The organism is Brevundimonas naejangsanensis (assembly GCF_000635915.2).
Classification (GTDB): Bacteria; Pseudomonadota; Alphaproteobacteria; order Caulobacterales; family Caulobacteraceae; genus Brevundimonas; species Brevundimonas sanguinis.
This window is the reverse complement of the sequence record NZ_CP015614.1, coordinates 2,873,632-2,895,211: the sequence shown is the minus strand read 5'-3', so window position 1 is coordinate 2,895,211 and position 21,580 is coordinate 2,873,632. Positions and strand designations below refer to the sequence as shown.

Annotated in this window: 21 protein-coding genes; 8 read left to right on the top strand and 13 right to left on the bottom strand. The window is 66.4% G+C overall.

Annotation, left to right across the window (positions count from 1 at the left end; translation table 11 throughout):
• Positions 1–28 precede the first annotated feature (28 nt).
• The 7 genes from DA69_RS13830 to otsB all read right to left on the bottom strand — a co-directional run bounded on the left by DA69_RS13830 (position 29) and on the right by otsB (position 8,735).
• A complete protein-coding gene (locus DA69_RS13830; protein ID WP_235599173.1) occupies positions 29–1,195 on the bottom strand; it encodes a capsular biosynthesis protein in 1,167 nt (388 codons plus the stop codon).
• 263 nt (positions 1,196–1,458) lie between these two features.
• On the bottom strand, positions 1,459–2,613 hold the full coding sequence (locus tag DA69_RS13825) for an OmpA family protein (protein ID WP_064108297.1): 1,155 nt from the start codon (positions 2,611–2,613) through the stop codon (positions 1,459–1,461).
• 297 nt (positions 2,614–2,910) lie between these two features.
• On the bottom strand, positions 2,911–4,188 hold the full coding sequence (locus tag DA69_RS13820; RefSeq protein WP_235599172.1) for a hypothetical protein: 1,278 nt from the start codon (positions 4,186–4,188) through the stop codon (positions 2,911–2,913).
• Between the two features lie 30 nt (positions 4,189–4,218).
• Positions 4,219–4,629: an adenylyltransferase/cytidyltransferase family protein gene (locus DA69_RS14425; RefSeq protein ID WP_082891498.1), complete on the bottom strand. Its 411-nt coding sequence runs from the start codon at positions 4,627–4,629 to the stop codon at positions 4,219–4,221.
• A gap of 179 nt (positions 4,630–4,808) precedes the next feature.
• Positions 4,809–6,179: an alpha,alpha-trehalose-phosphate synthase (UDP-forming) gene (locus DA69_RS13815; RefSeq protein ID WP_025976608.1), complete on the bottom strand. Its 1,371-nt coding sequence runs from the start codon at positions 6,177–6,179 to the stop codon at positions 4,809–4,811.
• Positions 6,176–7,960: a glycoside hydrolase family 15 protein gene (locus DA69_RS13810; protein ID WP_025976609.1), complete on the bottom strand. Its 1,785-nt coding sequence runs from the start codon at positions 7,958–7,960 to the stop codon at positions 6,176–6,178. Before DA69_RS13810 ends, DA69_RS13815 begins: the two co-directional genes overlap by 4 nt.
• A complete protein-coding gene (gene otsB / locus DA69_RS13805) occupies positions 7,950–8,735 on the bottom strand; it encodes a trehalose-phosphatase (protein ID WP_025976610.1) in 786 nt (261 codons plus the stop codon). The genes DA69_RS13810 and otsB overlap by 11 nt, the downstream gene beginning before the upstream one ends.
• Before the next feature lie 203 nt (positions 8,736–8,938).
• On the opposite strand from otsB, the gene DA69_RS13800 reads away from it, so the two are divergent.
• From DA69_RS13800 to DA69_RS13780, 5 genes are all read left to right on the top strand, one after another.
• Positions 8,939–9,934, top strand: a complete 996-nt coding sequence (locus DA69_RS13800) for a KpsF/GutQ family sugar-phosphate isomerase (protein WP_025976611.1) — start codon at positions 8,939–8,941, stop codon at positions 9,932–9,934.
• The gene (locus tag DA69_RS13795; RefSeq protein WP_025976612.1) at positions 9,934–11,199 is read left to right on the top strand and encodes a glycosyltransferase family 4 protein; all 1,266 of its coding nucleotides are present in this window, start codon (positions 9,934–9,936) and stop codon (positions 11,197–11,199) included. The genes DA69_RS13800 and DA69_RS13795 overlap by 1 nt, the downstream gene beginning before the upstream one ends.
• Positions 11,200–11,234: 35 nt before the next feature.
• The gene (locus DA69_RS13790; RefSeq protein WP_025976613.1) at positions 11,235–12,380 is read left to right on the top strand and encodes a polysaccharide biosynthesis/export family protein; all 1,146 of its coding nucleotides are present in this window, start codon (positions 11,235–11,237) and stop codon (positions 12,378–12,380) included.
• Between the two features lie 6 nt (positions 12,381–12,386).
• The gene (locus tag DA69_RS13785; protein WP_025976614.1) at positions 12,387–12,911 is read left to right on the top strand and encodes a hypothetical protein; all 525 of its coding nucleotides are present in this window, start codon (positions 12,387–12,389) and stop codon (positions 12,909–12,911) included.
• A 115-nt stretch (positions 12,912–13,026) separates the two neighbouring features.
• Entirely contained in the window at positions 13,027–13,767 is a 741-nt protein-coding gene (locus DA69_RS13780; protein ID WP_025976615.1) for a class I SAM-dependent methyltransferase, read from the top strand.
• Here DA69_RS13780 and DA69_RS13775 read toward each other — a convergent pair.
• The 6 genes from DA69_RS13775 to rpmH form a co-directional block, all read right to left on the bottom strand.
• Positions 13,764–14,765 carry an LLM class flavin-dependent oxidoreductase gene (locus DA69_RS13775; RefSeq protein WP_025976616.1) on the bottom strand — a complete coding sequence of 334 codons (1,002 nt, stop codon included), beginning with the start codon at positions 14,763–14,765 and terminating at the stop codon, positions 13,764–13,766. The genes DA69_RS13780 and DA69_RS13775 overlap by 4 nt on opposite strands.
• Before the next feature lie 84 nt (positions 14,766–14,849).
• Entirely contained in the window at positions 14,850–15,359 is a 510-nt protein-coding gene (locus DA69_RS13770; RefSeq protein WP_025976617.1) for a DUF3617 domain-containing protein, read from the bottom strand.
• Between the two features lie 75 nt (positions 15,360–15,434).
• Positions 15,435–16,103, bottom strand: coding sequence for a ribosome biogenesis GTP-binding protein YihA/YsxC (yihA, locus tag DA69_RS13765; protein ID WP_025976618.1), 669 nt, complete (start codon positions 16,101–16,103; stop codon positions 15,435–15,437).
• Between the two features lie 4 nt (positions 16,104–16,107).
• Positions 16,108–17,910, bottom strand: a complete 1,803-nt coding sequence (gene yidC, locus DA69_RS13760; RefSeq protein WP_025976619.1) for a membrane protein insertase YidC — start codon at positions 17,908–17,910, stop codon at positions 16,108–16,110.
• Positions 17,911–17,915: 5 nt separating this feature from the next.
• A complete protein-coding gene (rnpA, locus tag DA69_RS13755; protein ID WP_025976620.1) occupies positions 17,916–18,356 on the bottom strand; it encodes a ribonuclease P protein component in 441 nt (146 codons plus the stop codon).
• A 34-nt stretch (positions 18,357–18,390) separates the two neighbouring features.
• A complete protein-coding gene (rpmH, locus tag DA69_RS13750; RefSeq protein ID WP_024354913.1) occupies positions 18,391–18,525 on the bottom strand; it encodes a 50S ribosomal protein L34 in 135 nt (44 codons plus the stop codon).
• Positions 18,526–18,692: 167 nt separating this feature from the next.
• On the opposite strand from rpmH, the gene DA69_RS13745 reads away from it, so the two are divergent.
• The 3 genes from DA69_RS13745 to DA69_RS13735 all read left to right on the top strand — a co-directional run bounded on the left by DA69_RS13745 (position 18,693) and on the right by DA69_RS13735 (position 21,538).
• The gene (locus tag DA69_RS13745) at positions 18,693–19,433 is read left to right on the top strand and encodes a TVP38/TMEM64 family protein (protein ID WP_235599171.1); all 741 of its coding nucleotides are present in this window, start codon (positions 18,693–18,695) and stop codon (positions 19,431–19,433) included.
• Positions 19,430–20,890 carry a sensor histidine kinase gene (locus DA69_RS13740; RefSeq protein ID WP_025976622.1) on the top strand — a complete coding sequence of 487 codons (1,461 nt, stop codon included), beginning with the start codon at positions 19,430–19,432 and terminating at the stop codon, positions 20,888–20,890. The genes DA69_RS13745 and DA69_RS13740 overlap by 4 nt, the downstream gene beginning before the upstream one ends.
• A gap of 96 nt (positions 20,891–20,986) precedes the next feature.
• Positions 20,987–21,538, top strand: coding sequence for a hypothetical protein (locus DA69_RS13735; RefSeq protein WP_025976623.1), 552 nt, complete (start codon positions 20,987–20,989; stop codon positions 21,536–21,538).
• Positions 21,539–21,580: the final 42 nt, after the last annotated feature.

Genomic DNA, 21,580 nt, shown 5'->3' with positions numbered 1-21,580 from the left:
ACACCATACCGAGAGCCGTTCGGCGACCCTAGGTCAGGCGTGTCGCCAGGGCGTCGGCCACGCGCTCGGCGGTCGCATCCAGAGCGCGCGGCTCGTGATAGTTCCCGTTGATCTGGGTCCTGTTGATCACATAGGCGCGGAAGGCCGTAAACAGGCTGCGGTCCGCGGGAGCGGGCGCGCGCCAGAAGGCGTCCAGAGGCTTCTGGTCGGTCAGCCCCTCGAAATCAAAGAAGGCCTGGCCGAGAACCTTGACCGGCGTGCCGAAACCAAGCGCCGACAAGGCCGCGCTGGAGTTATTGACGACCATACCCTGTGACGCACGGCACAATTGGGCCAGATTGCCGCCGTCGAGGAAGTCGACCCGGCCGGTCAGGCCATGCTTGGCCGCCAGGCGCCGCGTCTCGCGGCCCAGGTTGATCACGCCGGGATCCAGCGGATGATTTTTGACAAGCAGCCGCGTCGACGCCGGCGCCGAGCGGGCGAAGCTGGCCATCACCCGATCCAGGAAGGACAGATTGTCGTGAATCTCGGAGTAGCGCAGCAGTTGGGCGTCGCCGTCCCGCTGCAGGCAGGCGATGAAGAAGTCGCCCTTAGCCTGAAGACGCTCGACATCCCGGCTCTTCGCGCCCGAGACCGCCAGGGCCAGATATCGCCGCACGTGGCCCACGCACTGTCGCCAAGGCGAAGCGCTGTAGTAGTGGCGATAGTGCGGGAACATCAAACGGCCGAAGGGCTGGACCGCATGATAGAAGCTGATGTTGAGCACGTGATGCGGCAGGATCTTGCCGACAGGTCTTGAAATCGGCAGTTCCGGCGGCGGCGGCGGATAGCCGGCGCCCGAGCGCGGCAGTCCGCTCGACGCATTGACGCCGTTGCGCTCCAGAGTGATCCAATCGGGGCGGAAGTAACCGTTTTCCAGAACCCAGACACGGGCGGGAAGCTGTTTGGCCTGGGTCAGCACGCCCTGATTATAGGGGCCGCCCTCTCCGAAAAGGATGATGTCGGTGAACTCTTTAGCCAGACGCGCGACGTCCTGCGGCCACTCGCTGGCGGGACGGCGATAGGCGAGCCCGCCGCTCCGCGCCCAGTTCGAAAGGTCGCCGGCGTTGAACAACATGCGGCGCACTTCACCGCCCCGGCTCTCGATGGCGCGCGCCAGCCTGCGCCCGAACCGCCCGAAGGGCGCGGACACCATGAGGAACCGCCTTCCGGTCAGGTCGACAGGAGCCTTTAGGCCGGCGACCGGCTGGTCTGGATCGAAGGGCGCGAGCAAACGCTGATATCTCTCTAGCGACAGAGCCTTATTAAACTTCAGACCCCGATGGACAAGCCGATAAGGCCTGTGCGCCGCCTGAAGCTCAAACACAACCGCCGAACTCAGCAACCTGAGCTCGGCGGAAGGTTCTTATCGACGCTTCTATGGTCGCGGGGGCCGGGATGAACCGGCCCCCTTGAGCCTTAGAAGTTGATGTCGACGGTGGCGCGGCGGTTCAGCGGCTCGCGCACGCCGTCGCCGGTGGCCTTGGCCGGGGCGGTTTCGCCCTTGCCGTCCAGCGAGATCACGCCGCCGTTGACGCCTTGAGCGACCAGGGCGTCAGCCACGGTGCGCGCACGGCGGTTGGACAGGCCCATGTTGTAGGCCGCGTTGCCCGAGGTGTCGGTGTGGCCGACCACCAGCACGCGCGTCGGAGCGCCCGACTTGGCGTAGTTGGCGGCTTGCGTCACCACCGAGCGGGCTTCCGCCGTCAGGTCCGAACGGTCGAAGTCGAAGTAGACCACGAACTGACGGGCAGCCGGCTTGGCCGGAGGCGGCGGAGGCGGCGGCGGGGGCGGCGGCGGGGGAGGCGGCGGGGGCGGCGGCGGCGGGGGCGGCGGCGGCGGGGCGACCGGCTCGGCGCCGAACGCATAGCGCAGGCCCAGCGTCACGGTGTGCGACTGGTCATAGTCGCCCGCCAGGGTGCCGAACGGAATGGCGCCCGTGCCCGAGGTGCGGGTGTCGAACTCCATGTCGCCCGTCAGGTAACGGTACGTCAGGTCGACGTTGGCGCGGTCCGAGACGGCCCAGGCCAGACCGGCGATCGCCTGGGCGGCGAACTTGGTCGAGCTGTCGTCAGCGCCGAAGGTCACGCCCGGCGTCTGACGCAGGCGGCCGACGGTGTCGGTGTTGACGCGGTTGACGCCCACGCCCAGGCCGACGAACGGACGCAGGGTCCAGTCCGGCGTGCCGAAGTCATAGATGACGTTGGCCATCAGGGTGGTCGACGTGATGTCGCCTTCCGGCGAGTGGCACGGACCGGTGGCCGGCGTCAGGTTGCACAGGCCCTGCGGACCCGAGACGGCGCGCACGGTGCCGATGTCGCCCGAGCGGTAGCCGCCTTCGAGTTCAGCGCGCCAGTTCGGGTTGAAACGGTAGCCCAGGCGAGCAAAAGCCGCCCAGCCGTCGTTGACTTCCCAGTTCCAGTTGTGGCCGGTCGCCGAGGCTTCCGTATTGATGTCGTCGATGATGTGGTAGCCGGCGTCGATCGCGCCGTACCAGCCATCGGGCTCAGCCGATGCAGCGCCGGCTGCGAACAGCCCGGCCGCAGCGACACTGGCCAGAAGTTTCAGCTTCATGGTGTCCTCACACTCGTAGTTGATCCGATCCCCGACACATGTCCTGCACCGGCGCTCCAAACCCGAACGACGTTGCAGTGCAGCGGTTCCCAGCTCTAGCGCTGATTATGGCGACTGTGGCGCCGTTTCAACACAAAAAGCCGATCCCGCCGCGTGCCTGACAAGTTTGCCTTGGTGTTCTAGTGAACCTGAACAAGCGATGAACCGCTAGGCCACGCGGAACGCGCCATTTTTGGCAGCGGCCAGACGGGGCCGGGGCGACCGGCGCCCCGGCCCCCCCGCCCGCGCCGTCACGGACTAGCTGACGATTTCCGACACATCGCCAGCCATAGCCTCCACTCGCACTTCGGGCAGCTGGAAATTGCCTGCGACCCAGCGTTTCTGCCCCTCGGCGCTTTGCGCAAACGTATTGTACAGACTGATGGTCTTGGCAGGGCGCGGCGCTGGGTTGTTCAACCAGTTCCGCGCATGCGACAGCGCCGCCGGATAATCAGGCTGGCGGCCCAGGACGTCATAGTAGGCGGATTCAACCGCCTTCAGGGCCAGCAGGTTGGGCGACATCGTCGCCAGCTTTCGTTTCTCGGGCAAGAGGGCCGCCGCGACGCGGCCGATCAAAGCAGCCGCCTGCGCGCCTTGATCTCCCGTGGCCTTGGGCAACATTCCCTCGACGGCCCACGACACGACCGCGGCTTCAGGAGCGACCGTCTCGCCAGCCAAGGCGCGCTTCAATCCCTCAAGGTCGAGCACGCGCTGAATAGGCAAGGAGCAATCGGCATGCTCCACGCGGCCGAAGGCTGCATCCGAACGATCAAAGAAGCTCGGGTTCAGATCACAGTCCGATCCATAGAACCGTCGGTCTACGAACATATAGACTGAAGGGTTCAAGACGGCGGCTTCCAGCGTCATCGACGAAAAATCACCGAAAATCCGATTGGCTCCGACAATCAGGGCGGCCGCGTCGTCGGGCGTCGAAACCACGATCTTGGCGTGCTTCAACTTGGTTCGACGCGCCGCCTTGGCGATCGAAGGATGCACCAGATAGACGACCCCCGCCCGGTCCGGCATGCGCCGCACGGTCGAAAAATCCACGCCCCACGACAGGATGACCAGATCTCTTTCGCTCTGCTGCGCACCTGACCAGGCGGAATGGCTCTCGCCTCGGCGCCTGTCGCAACGCGAAACCAGATCATCCATCCGCGGATAGGCGACTTCAGTAAACTTGTTCGCGTAGCGCGGATGAAGAGACGACAACCTTCTCGCCCATAGACGGGTAGGCGAAACATAGCAGTCGTACTCAAGAAATCTTGGATTGTAGGTATAAGCTTTAAATGGAGCCACGCCGTGCTCCAGGCCTACCGCCACGAACGGACGACCGCCCCTGACAAATTTAGCAAAGTCATAAGCGGACAAAGAAGAAAATATAGCGACCGGACATTCATCGACAGAAAATCTGGCCATATCAGAGCAGATTTTATCGAATGACAAAGAAAATACGTCCTTGAAATACGGCTTCAGATTAGACACCAAAGGGTCTAAACAATACTTATCTTTCTCCTGCGACGAGAAAAGATACACACTGGTAGATTTAGCCAAAACTATACAACCCTAGAAACCAATCGCGGAAGAACTAGACGCGCCGACAGTGCGCTTAATCATTGTAGAAGACACGCCACTGGTCCTATCAAGATAGGTCACTTCACAATAATCCGACAGATAATCAAACTTGCCGTCCCAGTCATGCCCCATGACAAAAACATCAACTGACCAATTCTTGATATCAGAAATCTTCTGATCCCAATTCTCTTCCGGTATGACTTGATCAACACAACTCAGTCCTGCGACGATTTCAGCTCGAGAAGCATAGGGAATCACGGAAGACTTACCTTTGACGAAATTAAACTCGTCCGTGGAGACCGCAACAATCAGTCGGTTACCTAACGCCTTAGCACGAGTGAGAATTCTCAGGTGCCCGACATGAAACAGGTCAAAAGTGCCGTATGTAATGACTGTCTTCATCTAAGCGACCAATGCAATCTAAAACTAAACCGCAAGATCGTCGTTATTAATACCGAGGGAGTGCCGATCTACGCGTTACTGTCATTCAAATAAGACGAATGGTCCGCGGTCTGAGAAAAATTTATGTGCGTCAAAAGGTCGCGCTCGATCGCTGCAGCGCCTCAAAGCCGACAGCGCTTTCAGTTGATCAGCGCGCGCACGAACTGATCGCGCCAGTGGGCGACGTCGGTGTCGCGGACAACCTGCATCAGCGCCTTCCACTTTCGAATGCGCTCTTCCCGGGGCATGGTCAGGGCCTTGTGGATGGCGTCGGACAGTTCTTCACGGCTGAAGGGGTTGACCAGCAGGGCCTCGCCCATCTGTTCAGCGGCGCCGGCGAAGCGGGACAGGATCAGCACCCCGGGATCGTCGGGGTTTTGGGCCGCGACGTATTCCTTGGCCACCAGGTTCATGCCGTCGCGTAGCGGAGTCACCAGCCCGACCCGGGCGGCGCGATAGATGCCCGCCAGCTGGTCGCGTCGGAAGGTGCGATTCAGATAGCGGATCGGCTGCCAGTCCATGTCGGCGTAGGCGCCGTTGATGCGTCCGGCCAGGGCGTCCAGCCGCGCCCGGATGTCCTGATAGGTATCCACGTCGTCGCGCGAGATCGGCGTCACCTGCAGCAGGAAGACATCGCCGCGCATCGACGGATTGTCTTCCAGGAACTGCTCATAGCCGAGCAGGCGCTGTTCCAGCCCCTTTGAATAGTCAAGCCGGTCCACCCCCACGATCATGGAGCGGAAGGCGGCGCTGGCCGCGATCCGGTCATAGGTCTTCTGGCCCAGCAGCGAATCGCGCGCCGCCAAGAAACCGTCCACGTCGATGCCGATCGGAAAGACGCCGAGTTGGACGCTGCGGTCGAAGGCTTCGACCCGGCCGCCGGGTCCGACCACGCCCTTGGCCTCGACCTCGACGTAGCGCTGGAACAGCTCCATCCACTCGCGGGTCTGGAAGCCCAGCAGGTCGAAATGGAACATGGATTTCACCAGCCGCCGGTGATGCGGCAGGGTGACGAGCAGTTGCCGCGCAGGCCAGGGCGTATGCAGGAAGAAGCCGATGCGGTTCTTCACGCCCAGCCGGCGCAGGTCCCGCGCCATCGGGATCATGTGGTAGTCGTGAATCCAGATCACGTCGTCCGGCTGGAGCAGGGGCTGCAGCACCTCGGCGAAACGGCGGTTGGTGCGCTCATAACCCTCGCCATAGGACCGCTCATAGGCGGTCAGGTCGACGCGGTGATGGAACAGCGGCCACAGGGTCTTGTTGGCGTAGCCGTTGTAATATTCATCGACATCCTGCGGCTCCAGATCGACGGTGGCCACCGTGACGCCGGCGCGATCCTCGATGTTGAGCTCGCCGGTGAACCGCTCCACGGTCTCGCCCGACCAGCCGAACCACAGCCCCTCATATTTCCGCAGCGCCGCCGACAGGGCCATGGCCAGCCCGCCCGCAGAGCCCGCCGCCGGGTCTTTCGGCGCGGAGACGCGATTGGAGACGACGATCAGGCGGCTCATCGGGCGTCCTGCCACGAACGACTGAGCAGGACCGCGCAGTTGATGATCCCGACCAGAGAATAGGTCTGAGGGTAGTTGCCCCACAGCTCGCCGTCCTGGATCGAAATGTCCTCGCTGAGCAGGCCCGCATGGGTGCGGCGGCTGAGCATCTCCTCGAAGATGACGCGCGCCTCCTCGACCCGGCCGTTCAGCGCCAGCGCCTCGATGTACCAGAAGGTGCAGAAGTTGAAGGCGGTCTCCGGCTCGCCGAAGTCGTCCGGGTGGATGTAGCGGAACAGATAGGGGCCGCGCTTCAGGTCGCGCTCGATCGCCTCGAAGGTCTTCACCTGGCGCGGATCGCGGGCGTCGAGGAAGCCCAGGTCGGTCATCTGCAGCAGCGCGGCGTCCAGTTCCGTCCCGCCGAAGCTGGCGGCGAAGCGACCCTCGTCGGGCAGATAGGCCTCGGCCTCGATGCGCTCGCGGATGACGCGCGCCCGCTCGCGCCACACTTCCCAGCGGTCGTTGAGGCCCAGGTGATGCGCCGCGCGGGCCAGGCGGTCGCAGGCCGCCCAGCACATGACCGAGGAATAGGTGTGCACGCGGGCGATGGTGCGGAACTCCCACAGGCCGGCGTCGACCTGATCGTGCATGGCGAAGGCGCGGTCGCCGACCTTTTCCAAAGCGCGGAAATCCTCGACCGTGCCGGGACGCAGCAGGCGCTGATCGAAGAAGGCCTGAACCAGCGGCAGGACGATCTGGCCATAGACGTCGTGCTGAAGATGCTCATGCGCCTGATTGCCGACGCGCACCGGCTTCATGCCGCGATAGCCTTCCACGCTGTCGACGATGCGCTCGACGATGGCGGGCTCCAGCCCCACGCCATAGACCGGCTGCACATGACCACCCGCCGAGGCGTCGACCAGATTGCGCAGATAGCCGAGGTAGTTCTCCAGGATATCCACCGCGCCCAGGCGGTTCAGCGCCCGCACCGTGTAATAGGCGTCGCGGATCCAGCAGTAGCGATAGTCCCAGTTGCGCCCGCTCTCGGGGAACTCGGGCACCGAGGTGGTCATGGCGGCGACGATGGCGCCGGTCTCTTCATAGACGCATAGCTTCAGGGTGATGGCGGCGCGGATCACCGCCTCCTGCCAGTCCAGCGGCAGATAGAGGGTGCGGGTCCAGTGCTTCCAGTGGGCGATGGTCAGGTCCAGCGCCGCATTGACGCCCGCCAGCACCGCCTGATCGTAGCCTTCGTCCGGGCCGAGGAAAAAGGCCATCTCTTCTTCCAGACGGAAGGTGCGCTCGTTCAGAACATGGCTGACGGGACAGTTGGTGGTCAGGCGCAGGGTCACGTCGCTGCACAGATAGCGGATGTGATTGGAGCCGGAAGTCCGCTCAGCCGCGCGCGCGCCCCAGTCCGCCGAGGGGCGCAGCCGCACGGTGATGCGCGGCGAGCCCGACAGGGGCCGCACCACCCGCGCAAAGGCGGTCGGCCGATAGATGCGCGAGTGCTTCAGATGGCGGGGGCAGAAGTCGATGATCTCGACGGCGGCGCCGTCCGCGCCCGTCATGACCGTGCGCAGAACGGCTGTGTTGCGAACATAGGCCTGTTCGACCGAGGCCAGGCCCTCCAGCTCGATGGCCCAGAAGCCGTGCTCTGGCGCCTCGCCGTCCATCAGGGCGGAAAAGACCGGGTCGTCGTCGATCCGCGGGGCGCAGGCCCAGACAAAGCGGCCGCGCCGGTCGACCAGGGCGCTGACGGAGCAGTTGCCGATAGGGGCGAGGTCGAGGTCAGGCTTCATGGCGAGGCTCCTTGTGAGCGTCTGCGGCGACGGCTTCCAGCCAGTCGAGAACGTCGGCGACATCGGCCAGTTGATAGCGGGCGGCGGTTGGCCGCGACGGCCCGACCAGCACGCCGAACCCGCCCAGGTCCTGCGCCGCCTCGAACCCGGCCTCGTCGGTCAGATCGTCGCCGACCATGACGGGCGTCGCGCCGAGGAAGGGCGGTTCCTGCATGAAGGCGCGAACCGCCGTGCCCTTGTCCGCCCCGGGGGTCTTCAGCTCCAGCACCATAGAGCCCGGCTGCAGGGTCAGGCCCGTCGACGCCGCCAGATCGGTCGCCAGCCGCGTCGCCGCGTCGCCCTCCTCCGGAGCCTGGCGGAAGTGCAAACCCGCCGACAGGCTCTTGTCCTCGACCAGGACGCCGGGACGGGCGGCGGCGAAGGCGTGGAAGGCCTGCAGCGCCTGCTTGATCGCCGGCGATGGATCCGCGCGTAACAGGGCGCCGTCGTCGCGCCGGCGTTCCAGGCCATGCACGCCGGAGGCCGCGCGCGCGGCGCCGTCGCTGATCCGGTCGATCTCCGCAAGCGTGCGGCCGCTGACGACGGCGGCGCGCCCCTGCAGGGCCTGCGTCAGACGGGTCAACACCGCCGTGCGGCGCGCGTCCGGCCCGACGGCGTCAGGCGTCGGCGCAAGGGGAGCGAGGACCCCGTCGAGGTCGAGAAACAGGGCTGCGCTGGGCAAGCAGACGGGCGGGTGAGGCAGGCGCGGGGGAGCGGCCCCCTGAGCATCGGACATCAGGCTGAGGTTTCGACTTTCCCATTAGTGAGATCGTCACAACGCGCGAGCACCGCAAAGGTTGTAAAAGATTCTCAACGGGCCGGATCGAAACGTTTTGTCCGGCGCTTTTCCGACCACGCCATTGTGTAGAGCCGCTTATTGGGGCAATTCCGGCTGCTGTACGAAGAGCCGCAGAAGCGGCCCCGGCGCCTGGAACCGTGATGACCGCCCTCTCCGCTCCTTCTACTCCCGAACAGCTCGCCGCCATGTCAGACCGCGCCCGCGAGGTCGTGCGCCTGAACATAGAGGCGCTGGAGGCGCTGGAGCGGTCGCTGGATTCCTCGATCGCGCGGGCGGCCGACGTCATCCTGTCGCGGCCGGGCTATGTCGTGGTCACCGGCATGGGCAAGTCGGGACACATCGGCGGCAAGATCGCCGCCACCCTGGCCTCGACCGGCACCAACTCCTTCTTCGTCCATCCGGCCGAGATGAGCCACGGCGACCTGGGCATGCTGCGCCCGGACACCACGCTTCTGGCCCTGTCCAACTCGGGCGAGAGCCGCGAACTGCGCGATCCGCTCATCTTCTGCGCCCGCAACGACATTCCGGTGATCGGCCTCACCCAGAGGCCGCAGAGCTTCCTGGGTCGCCACTCCGACGTCTGCCTGACCATGCCCAAGGTGGCCGAGGCCTGCCCCAACGGCCTGGCGCCGACGACCTCGACCCTGATGTCCCTGGCCATGGGCGACGCCCTGGCCATGGTGCTGATGGACCGGCGCGGCTTCACGCGGGAGGATTTCGGCCTGCACCATCCGGGCGGCTCGCTGGGCATGAGCCTGCAGACCGTGCGCGAATGGATGGGCGACAACGCCGCCGCCCCCGCCAGCGTGCCGCTGGACGCCGATTTCAGAACCGTCGTCTCGGCCATCACCGAGGGGCGCAAGGGCGCCGTCGCCGTGCTGGCGCCGGACGGCTCTTTGGCCGGGATGATCACCGACGGCGACGTGCGCCGCGCCTTCACCAACGACATCACGGCCCTGCACGCTGAAGACATCATGAGCCGCAGCCCGATCACGGTCGATCCCCAGGCCCGGATGAGCGACGTGGTCGATCTGTTGAGCGCCAACAAGATCAGCAATCTGTTCGTCATCGATGAGCGGCGCCCCGTCGCCATCATCCACATCGCCGAGCTGATGCAGGCGGGATACGTCTCCTGATGGTGCAGGACGTGCTCTTCGACGCCAGTCGATTGCTCAGCCGGACCGAACGCAGCGCGCCGACCGGCGTGGACCGGGTCTGTCTGGCCTATGCCGAATGGCTGATCGAGCATCCCGTCTATCGGATGACGCCGGTGCGGGCGCGCAAGGACCAGCTGGCGCGCGTCGACAACGACTGGTTCCGTCAGCGCCTGACCGAGCTGCGGACGCGCTGGACCGGCCCCGGCGCGGTGTCCGAACTGAACGGCGAGGCCCGCAGGCTGTTCGACGCCCTGAACTCGCCCGACAACGGCGCCTCGGTGATCGGCCACGTTCCTGAGGAAAACCCGCAGCTTCGCAAGAAGCCGAAGCGGGTGTGGAAACAGTATTTCCGGTCGCGCCGCATCGCCGCCCCGCCCTCGGCCCGCGCCTATATCAACGTCGGCCACACCAGTCTGAACACGCCGGACATCCTGACGTCGCTGGCGGACGGCGGCATCGAACGGATCATCATGGTCCACGACCTGATCCCGGTGACACACCCCGAGTTCTGCCGCCCCGGCGATGGGGCCAAGCATGAGCGGCGCATGCAGAATGTCCTGCGCCACGCCTCGCGCATCCTCGTCAACTCCCACTACACGGCGGACGAGCTGAAACGGTTCGCCGCCCGGTCCAACCTGGCCGCCCCGCCGATCGAGGTCGCCCACCTGGGGCTGGAGCGCACCTTCGACAGCCGCACCGCCATCACGGCCGCCCGCCCCTATTTCCTGCACGTCGGCACGATCGAGGCCCGCAAGAACCTGGCCTTCCTGCTGACGGTCTGGCGGCGCCTTCAGGAGACGATGGGCGACGAGACGCCGCGTCTGGTCCTGGTGGGGCGTTACGGCTGGGAGAATGAGGCGGTGCTGGACCATCTGCAGCGCTCGCCCAATCTGCGGGGCCTGGTGCATCAGGCCGAAAACCTGCCCGATTGCGCCCTGTCTGCGCTGATGCGCGGCGCCCGGGCCATGGTGGCGCCGTCGTCTGTCGAAGGGTTCGACCTGCCCGCCGTCGAGGCCAGCGCCATGGGCGTGCCCCTGATCGCCTCCGACATCGCCGCCCACCGCGAACTGGTGCCCCACGCCCGCCTGATCGACCCGCTGGACGGGCTGGGCTGGCTGAGCGCGCTGGAGGACTGGACCCGCAACCCGCCCGTCGCCCCGCCCTATTGCGCCCCGGACTGGGCGCGCCATTTCAATGTCGTTCAGGAACGGGTGCTGTCTTCCTCTGGCGGCGCGACCGCCTGAAGGGTAAGCATCTGATGAAATTGAACAGAGGCCCCATGACCAGAACCGCCGCCAGCCTGCTCATCGTCGCCCTTCTGGCCGGGTGCTCCACCCTGCCGCGCGACGGGCCGTCCGGGCGCAATGTCGTTCAGGGCGCCTCATCGCCCGAACGCGCCGGCGACTACGCCCTGATCGATCTGGATTTCGCCCTGAGCGAACGTCTCAAGGCCGCGCCGCCGCCGTCCTTCTCGACCCTGGCCCTGGCGTCGTCCGACGCCCCGACCGACGTGATCGGCGTCGGCGACACCCTGGCCGTGAGCATCTTCGAGCCCGGCGGCGCCCTGTTCGGGGGCGGCTCCAACAATGCGGGATCCAGCGGCAACCAGACCCTGCCGCCGCTGGTCGTCAACCGCAACGGCGCCGTGCCGATCCCCTTCGCGGGCGAGGTGAATGTTCAGGGGCTGACGCCGACGCAGGCCTCGGCCGCCGTGCGCCGCGCCCTCATCGGCAAGGTGGCCAATCCGCAGGTGATCGTCACCGTCGCCGGCAATACGTCCAACGCCGTCACCGTGTTGGGCGAGGTCCGCAATCCGGGCCGCCAACCGCTGACGAGCAACCACAACCGCATTCTGGACGTGATCGCCGCTGCGGGCGGCCCGTCGCGGTCGCTGTATGACATCGACGTTCGGATTCAGCGCGACGGCAAGACCTACGCTGCGCCGATGTCCGTCGTGACGACCGAGTTCAATGAAAACGTGCGCCTCCAGCGCGGCGATCAAGTTAATCTGGTCTACAAGCCCCGCCGCTTCAGCTCCTTCGGCGCCTTCAACGCCGTGGCGCGCAGCGAGCTGCCGTCCGGGCCCCTGACCCTGGCTGAAGCGCTCAGCGGCGTCGGCGGGCTGGACTCCAACCTGGCCAACGCCCGGTCGGTGCTGGTCTTCCGCTTCGAGAGGCCGGAGGTCGCCCAGGCCCTGGGCATTCAGCAGGCCCCCACCTCGCGCGGGGTGCCGGTCGTCTATCGTCTGAATCTGAACGAGGGCGAGGGCTTCTTCATCGCCAGCAACTTCCAGATGCAGCCCGACGACGTCATCTACGCCCCGCGCGCCGGAGCCGCAGAAATGCGCAAATTCTTCGAGTTCGTGCAGAGCATCACACGCGTCGTCTACGACGTCTCCGTGACCAGCACGCTGAACCTCGACTAAGGCGCGATGTTCGGCCGTCCTCGGCGTCGTCAGGAGGCGGCCCCCGCGGTCCCGCATCCAACCGGTGCGGGTGAAGACGAAGCCGACGACGGTCTGCGCGCCATCCTTGAGCAGATCGCCGAAGTAGAAGCGATCGCCGTCGCCATCTATGCGCGCCACGGCCTGCCGGATCGATTGGGCCACTATCGGCGACGCCGAGGCGAGGACGACTGGGCGCTGATCGGCGAACATCTGACGCCGACGGAAAAATGGGACATGATCAGCGGTCCCTCCGACGAAGGCGAATGGCGCTTCGCCACCCTGGCAGGGCTTGGCGCACGGTCCGACAACGCCGAGGTGCGCCGCGCCGCCGCTATCCTCGCGGCATGCCAGGGCCTGCGCGCGCGCCTGAACGAGCGCGCGCCGATATCGGCCCAGGACCTGGCCGACGCCATGCGCCTCGGCGCCGCCTGCGGCCGCACGACAGCCTCCGGCGACGCCTCGATCAAGGGCCCCACGCCCCTATGCTTCCTGCCTCCGTCGGACATCTAGAGCGCGCGTACAGACGGACATTGACAGCCTTGGCGAGGCTCGCGTTACTTGCACTCTGACTAAGGATAACCGCGACTGGACGACCTCTTTTTCAACACTAGGAAGCGAGCCTAAGATGCCTGATCTCAGCTGGAATACTTCGCTTTGGGGCGACAACTACGGCTGGGAGGAGGCAGGTGAAGAATGGAGCGTTCCTTGGGGAGGCAGCGAAGCCCAATGGTATGGCTCGCTATTCCCCAGGCTCCACCGGCTGCTTCCTGCTTCCAGCATCCTAGAGATCGCGCCGGGTTACGGTCGCTGGACGCGTTTCCTGCTCCCCAACTGCGAACGCTACCTCGGCATCGATCTGAACGCGTCCTGCGTCGAAGCCTGTCGCAACAGATTTTCCAATGCCTCACACGCCCGCTTTGAGAGCAACGACGGCCTGTCGCTCGCCGCCGCCCCAGACGCATCGTTCGATGTCGTCTTCTCGTTCGACTCGCTGGTCCACGCAGAAATAGACGTCCTGCAAGCCTATGTCGCCGAGATCCTCCGTAAACTGAAGCCCGGCGGCACGGCCTTCATTCATCATTCCAACTATGCCCAGTCTCAACTCGTCGAGGGCCAGAACGACCATAGTCGGGCGCATTCCGTCTCCGCCTCAGCGGTCGCGGACCTCGTTTCCGTCCATGGCGGTCAAATGGTGGTGCAGGAAGTGGTCACCTGGATCGACGCGGCGCTTCTGGATTGTCTGACCATGTTCCGCAGGCCGGCAGGCCAGGCGGAAGTTCCAGCGCCCGTGCACCTGTCGAACCCTTATTTCGCAGATGAAGCCAGGCTCATCGCGCATTTCCAGGCGCCCTACTCCGCTATCTAGGGCAATCGCCCGGTTCGCCCTGCCGCCTCGGCCAGAAGCTCCAGCGATCGTATCCGCGCGGCCGGGTCCCAAATCTGGCTGGTGAGCATCAGTTCGTCGGCCCCGGTTTGGGCGATGAAGACGTCAAGGGCGGCCCGGGCCGTCGCCGGAGCGCCGACGGCCGAACAGGCCAGGGCCGCGTCGATCATGCCCCGCGCGGCGCCGTCCAGACGCTCGTAATAGCCTTCGACCGGCGGCGGCAGCTTGCCGGGGCGGCCGGTTCTCAGGTTGACGAAAGCCTGCTGGACCGAGGTGAACAACAGGCGCGCCGCCTCGTCCGTCTCGGCCACGAAGGCGTTATAGCCCAGCATGACGTAGGGCTTGTCCAGATGCGGCGATGGACGGAAGGTTTGCCGATAGATGTCGATGGCCCGCATCATCTCGCCGGGCGCGAAATGACTGGCGAAGGCGTAGGGCAGGCCCAGATGCGCCGCCAGTTGGGCGCCATAGGTCGAGGAGCCCAGAATCCAGATCGGCACGTCCTGCCCCTCGCCCGGATTGGCGATGATGCGCTGATCGGCCGTGGCGGGCGCGAACCACTGCATCAGCTCCATCACATCCTGCGGGAAGGCGTCGTGGTCGCCCTGAAGCGTCCGGCGCAGGGCCCGCGCCGTCGCCTGATCCGAGCCCGGCGCGCGCCCCAGTCCCAGGTCGATGCGGCCGGGATATAGCGCGTTCAAGGTGCCGAACTGCTCGGCGATGACCAGAGGGGCGTGGTTGGGCAGCATGACGCCCCCGGCCCCGACGCGGATGGTCTTGGTCGCCGCCGCCACTGCGCCGATCACCACCGAGGTCGCCGCGCTGGCGATGCCCGGCATGTTGTGATGCTCGGCCAGCCAGTAGCGATTGTAGCCCAGCCGTTCGGCGTGGCGGGCCAGATCGATGGTGTTGGCGAGCGCCTGGCCCACGTCGGAGCCTTCGGGGACGGGGGCGAGGTCGAGAATGGACAGAGGGATCATCCGACCGATATGGGGCCGCTTCGCAGCGGCGCCATGTCCGCCCGGACAATCGGGCTCTTTTGCCAGGCGCCGGCCCGCGAGCGATTACTGACTGGCGGGGCAGTCGCCGATGCGCTCGGCCGTCATGGTGACCTTGGTCTGGGCCATCTGGGGCGTCGGCGCCGGGTCCATCCTGGTCGTCACTTCGGTCACGTAGCGGCTGTTGAAGTCGCCGGTGACGCGGATGGTGGAGTCAGCCTTCATATTGCCCGGCAGGGCGCAGGTCGACGTGGCGACCATAGCGTCGCCCTGGCGCGCGAAGGGCTGGGTCGTGCAGTCGGCGCCCGGCTGCTGGGCATTGGCGGGAGCCTCCAACTTGGCTTCCTTGATGCAGACATCCTGCGGCGCCATGGCCGCGCCGCCGGGCATGCCTTCCATCGCCGTGGACACGCGCCACAGGCCGGGCTTGGGCGCATCGAGCATCGCAGGCGCGGCGGCGGTCGAGGCGGTCTCAGCCCCGTCAGCAGCTGGAGCTTCAGTCTTGGTGTTGTTTCCGCAGGCCGACAGACCCAGCAGGCAGGCGACGGCGACGCCGCCCATGATCGCTGAACGCATGGCGCGCTCCCCTCTCGTTAAGAACCGAGCGGATAACGCGGGTCTAGCTTAACGGTTCATACCGCCGCGAGCGGTTCAGTCCAGGGTGACGCCCGTGGTGCGCATGATCTCGGCGCGCAGTTCGGGCAGACCGAAGCCCTTTTCCGACGACGTGACAGCCACGTGCGGATAGGCGGCGGGGCGTTTGGCGATGGCCTTGAGCGTCGCGGCCTGGACCTTCGCGGCTTCGCCCGCCTTCAGCTTGTCGGCCTTGGTCAGGACGATCTGATAGGAGACGGCCGACAGGTCCAGGGCGTCCAACGCCTCGTCATCGACCTTCTTCAGGCCGTGACGGCTGTCGATCAGCAGATAGACGCGTTTCAGCGTCACCCGGCCGCGCAGGTAGTCGCGGCCCAGGTCCTGGAACTTCTTAACCGTCGTTTTCGACGCCTTGGCCCAGCCGTAGCCGGGCAGGTCGACCAGACGCATCCGACCGTCCAGATCGAAGAAGTTGACCTCGCGCGTGCGGCCCGGCTCGTTCGAGGCGCGCGCCAGCTTGTGCATGCCGACCAGGCCGTTGATCAGGCTGGACTTGCCGACGTTCGAGCGGCCGGCGAAGGCGATCTCGGGCAGGTCCGGCGTCGGCAACTGCTCGATCTTGGCGCAGCCCATGATGAAGGTCGCGGGGCGCGCGAACAGGATGCGCGCCGCCTCGATCTCGGCGTCGGCGTATTCGCCGACCTTGGGCTCGTCAGAAGCGTCCAAACGATCAGGCCTTCTTGAAACGGGCGATGAAGCTGTCGATCGGGTTCTCGGCCCCGAAGCGATGCATGATCACATATTGCTGGATGATCGACAGGACGTTGTTCCAGGCCCAGTAGATCAGCAGGCCGGCCGCGAACGGGGCCATGATGAAGGTGAAGACGATCGGCATCAGGGCGAAGATCTGGCGCTGCATCGGGTCCTGCGCCGGCGGGTTCATCGCCATCTGCAGCCACATGGTGAAGCCATAGACCAGCGGCAGGACGCCCAGGTGCAGCGGGCCGTTCAGGATGCCGCCCAAAACCGGCAGGGTGGCCGGGTCCCACGGCACGGCGCCGAAGAGGTTCCACACGGTCGAGGGGTCGCGCGCGGACAGGTCGCGGATCCAGCCGAAGAAGGGAGCGTGACGCATTTCGATGGTCACGAACAGCACCTTGTATAGGGCGTAGAAGACCGGGATCTGCACCACCATCGGCAGACAGCCCGCCAGCGGATTGATCTTCTCCCGCTGATAAAGGGCCATCATCTCCTGCTGCTGCTTCTGCGGGTCAGAGCCGTGCTTCTTCTTGATCTCCTCCATCTTGGGCTGGAGGGTCCGCATCTTGGACAGGCTCTCGTAGGACTTGTTGGCCAGCGGGAAGAGGACCAGCTTGACCACGACCGTCAGGGCCAGGATGGCCAGGCCGAAGTTGCCCAACACGCCGTAGAAGAACTCCACCACGGTGAAGATCGGGCGCGTCAGGAACCAGAACATGCCCCAATCGATAGCGTAGACGAAACGCGGCAGGCCCAGCGATTCCTCGTAGCCCTTCAGCACTTCGGCGCGCTTGGCGCCGGCGAACAGGCGCTGGGTCTCTTCGATCTGGCGGCCCGGCTGGATCGTGCGGGTGGCGCCCAACATGGCGGCTTCGTGGACGTTCATGCCGTCGGCGTCGCGCACCGAGAAGCGGCCCTCGATGGCTTCGTCCTGGGTCGGGATCAGGGCCGCCAGCCAGTATTTGTCGGTGATGCCCATCCAGCCGCCGACCGAATCCTTCTGGATGCGCGGCTTCTTGGCCCAGTCCTTGTACTTGACCTGTTCGGTGGTGAATTTGCCGTCCGAACCGAAGGCGCCGATGGCCCCTTCGTGCAGGATCATCTGCTTGCCCAGGTCGACCGGGACGCCCTGGCGCTCGACGCGGCCGTAGGGGGCGATGGCGATGGCCTGGGTTCCCAGGTTGGCCACCGTGTCCTTGACCGTGAACATATACTGCTCGTCGATCGAGACGAGGCGGGTGAAGCGCAGGCCCGAACCATTGTCCCAGGTCAGTTCGACCGGGGTGGTCGGCGTCAGGGTCTCGCCCTTGGTCAGGCGCCAGACGGTGTTGGGGCCCGGGACGCCGCCGGCGACGTTGGGGCCGCTCCAGCCGAACTGGGCGAAATAGGCGTGCTCCATGCCCTGCGGGCGGAACAGCTCGACCGGCGGCGAGCTCTTGTCGAGCGTTTCCTTGTAATTGGTCAGGTACAGGTCGTCGATGCGCGCGCCCTGCAGCGACAGCGAGCCCTTCAGCGTCGGCGTCTGGATCGGCACCCGGGCGACGGCGCCCAGGGCCTGGCCACGGTCCTTGATGAAGACGCCCGGCGCGGGGCCCGTCGGCGTCAGGCCGGCGTCGGCCGAAGCCTCGCGCGCCTTCTGCTGCTCGGCGGCGACGATCTGCGCCTGACGGCGGCTCTCGGCCTGCGGGCGCATCACCATGAAGTAGTAGACGCCCATGATCAGGGCCGCGCACACGAAGAAGATGATGGTGTTGCGCGAATTCTGGGTCTGCATCGAAATCAGCGGTCCTGGTCGGCGGGGCGCGGGCTGGTGGCGGCGCGGGTCGGTGTCGAGGCGGTCGAAACGGCCCGGTCTCCCATATCGGAAGCCGCGCGCGGGGTTGCGAGCCTTGTAAGGGCCGATTTCACATCGTCAAGCAAGCGGTCCCAGTCGCGGTCCGCCGTCCCCATGCGGGCGATGAACACATAGTCGCATCCCGCTCGCCCGTGCAGCGGCGTCAGCAGGCGCGCGGCCTCGCGCAGACGGCGCTTGGCGCGGTTGCGCACGACGGCGCCGCCGATCTTGCGGGTAGCGGTGAATCCAAGGCGCACCGAAGGGTCCCCGTCGGCGCGGTCCAGCTGCTGGACCACCACGGCGCCGCGGGCCTGGGAAACGCCTTTGGCGGCCGCCAGAAACTGGGGCCGCCTCAACAGGCGATCGATTTTCATCAGATCGGTCATGCGCCCCGCCCTGAAGGGAAATGGGCGCGTGACGTCAGGCCGTCAGGCGCTTGCGGCCCTTGGCGCGGCGACGCGCGACAATCTTTTGGCCGTTCGCGGTGGCCATCCGCGAACGGAAGCCGTGACGGCGCTTGCGCACGAGTCGCGACGGCTGATAGGTCCGCTTCACGGTCGGCTCCGGGTTACTGGGGTTGGCGACAGACACAAGCGTCAGCCGCGAGAGAGGCGGGCGTATAAGCGGCGACAGGACGGGAGTCAACGCCACAGCCGCTTTTCCGTGCGTTCGACAGACGCGCACGACGGCTGGAAATCCGCTAGGGATGCAGAAGAAAGAGGATGGAGCGCGGTTTGGACCGGGTCAAAAGATTTCTGCCCCTGGCCGTGCTGCTGGCCGCCGCCGCCCTGATCTTCGGCATGGGCTGGAATCGCTATCTGTCGCTGGACACGCTGCGCGAGCACGGCGCAACGCTGGAGGCCCTGGTCGCCGGACATTATCTGCTGGCCCTGGGCGTCCTGATGCTGATCTTCGCCCTGCTGACGGCCAGCGTGGTGCCGGGCGTGGTCTTCATCACTGTGACGGCGGGCTATCTGTTCGGGCCATGGGTCGGGGGCGTGGCCACCGCCTTCGCCGCCACCGTCGGCGCCCTGGCCGTCTATTATGTCGGGCGCACGGCTCTGGGCGATTCCCTGCGCCGCCGCGCCGCCGCCGATACGGGCCTGCTCAACAAAGTCTGCGCGGGGGTCGACAAGGACACCTTCTGGTATGTGCTGATCGCCCGTCTGGTCGTCACCGTGCCGTTTCACATGATCAATGTGGCGGCGGGCGTGATGGCGGCCCCCTTGCGCCCCTACGTCATCGCCACCTTCGTCGGCCTGCTGCCCGCCCACATCATCTATTGCTGGATCGGCGACAGCCTGCATGAAGTGCTGATCACCAATCCTAACCCCGACATCCGCAGCCTGTTCGCCGAGTTCTTCTGGCCCCTGATGGGCGTGGCCTTCCTGTCGATGCTGCTGCCCCTGCTGCTCAGGCTGGGTCAGACGCTGCGCAGCCGCCGCCGCACGGAGGCGTCATGACGGTGGGCGAGATGCAGTCCCATGCGCCCGAGTTCACGCCGGTGACGGAACGGCCCGAGCCGCGCCGCCGGTTCGCCCTGCCGTCGCCGGACGGCCTGTCGGTGCGGCTGCTGGTGCTGACGGTCGTCTTCACCCTGTCGGTCGTCGGCCTGATCATCGTGCCCAGCGCCGCCTCCTTCCAGGAGCGGTGGCTGATGGACCGGCTGCAGGCGGCGGAACTGGCGTCGGTCGGGGTCGAGGCCCTGCCCTATTCGGCTGTCGAGGACACGACGGCGGAGCAGTTGCTCAGCATCGGCGGAGTGCAGTCGGTCGTGGTCGGCGAGCAGGGCGTGCGCCGCCTGCTGCTGCAGGCCCCCAACCTGCCGCGCGCGCCCGAACTGATCGACCTGCGCCAGCGCAATATCGGGGCGCGGCTGCTGGACCCGTGGAAGACCCTGTTCGGCCACCCGGACCGCTCGCTGCGGGTGCAGGCGGCGCCGCGCTATCGCTCGGGCGACCTGATCGAGATCCTGGCCCCGGCCCAGCCGCTGAAGAAGGAGCTGGCGACCTTCCTGCGCAACAACCTAGCCGTGGCCCTGCTGATCGCGGCGGTGGCGGGCGGTCTGCTGTACGCCGCCCTGTCCTATCTGGTGCTGCAGCCGCTGGGCCGCGTCACGCGCTCGATCGAACGCTTCGCCGCCGATCCCGAAAGCCCGGCCGAACCGCCGTCCAGCCGTCGCGACGAGATCGGCCGGGTCGAGCGCGAACTGGCCCGGATGCAGGAGGAGGTGCGCCAGTCGCTGCGCTCGCGCGCCCGCCTGGCGGCGCTGGGCGAGGCGGTGGCCAAGATCAATCACGACCTGCGCAACATGCTGACCTCGGCCCAGATGGCGTCTGAGCGGCTGTCCACCTCGTCCGACCCGCTGGTGGCGATCGCCCTGCCCCGGCTGGAGCGGGCGCTGGGGCGCGCTTCGACCCTGGCGCGCAACGTTCTGGCCTATGGCAAGACCGAAGAGCCCGCGCCCCAGCGTCAGAAGATGTTGCTGGCCCGCGCCGTGGCCGCCGCCGCCGAGGATGCCGGGCTGGAGCCGGACGGAGTGAAACTGGTGCGCGACCTGCCCGCCCGCTTCACCGTCAACGCCGACCCGGACCAACTTCACCGCATCCTGGTCAATCTGATGCGCAATGCCCGTCAGGCCATCGAGGCGAATCCAGAGAGCGGGGGCAAGGGCGCCATCACTGTGAGCGCCGCGACCGAAGGGGCTGAGGCCGCCATCCTCATCGCCGATGACGGACCCGGCATCCCGCCGCGCCTGGCCGAGCGCCTGTTCGAGCCCTTCGTCAGCGGCAGCAAGGCGGACGGCACGGGGCTGGGCCTGACCATTTCGCGCGAACTGGCGGCGAACCACGGCGGCTCGCTGACGCTGGTCGACACCGGGCCGTGGGGCGCGCGGTTCGAACTGCGCCTGCCGGTGTGACCGGCAGCCAAACCGGCCCGTAAAGCGTTGTTCCCGTGAAGCCGCGGAAACGCCAAGCTTGCCGCGTTCCGTCGCCGCGTCCGAAGGAGATTTTCGATGATTCGCTTTTCCGCCCCGCGAAGCGCCGCCCCGGGTCTGTCCCAGACCTTGGCCTTGACCCTGGGGCTGGCGGCCCTGGCCGCGCCTGCCGGCGCCCAGACGACGACGCCCCGCGCCGACCCGCCTCAAGCCCAAAGCTCAGCTCAAGCCCAGAGCTCGGCTCAAGCCCAGTCGCGCGACCCCGTCGCCGAAATGCTGACCAAGGGCGAGCGCTACCGCCGCGCGCCGGATTCCAAGCAGGACCCCGATGAACTGCGTCAGACCCAGGCCCTGAACGCCGAAATCGTCGCCCAGAACGACCTGGCCGAGAATGAGGACCGCGCCAATCAGGCCGCACAGGCCGAGGCCCAGCGGCGCTGGCAGGCCGAGCTTAATCAGACGGAGGCCGACGCCCGCGCCGCCCGTGAACGCCACGAGGCCGATCTGCGCGCCGCCGGGGAAGCCCAGGCCCGCTATGACCGAGAGATGGCCGACTGGCGCGCCACCGTCGCCGCCTGCGAACGCGGCGACCGCGCCCGCTGCAACGCCGGGCGTCAGGGGCCGAACTAGGCCCTCCGCAACAAAAAAAGGCGCCGCCGACCTTGCGTCAGC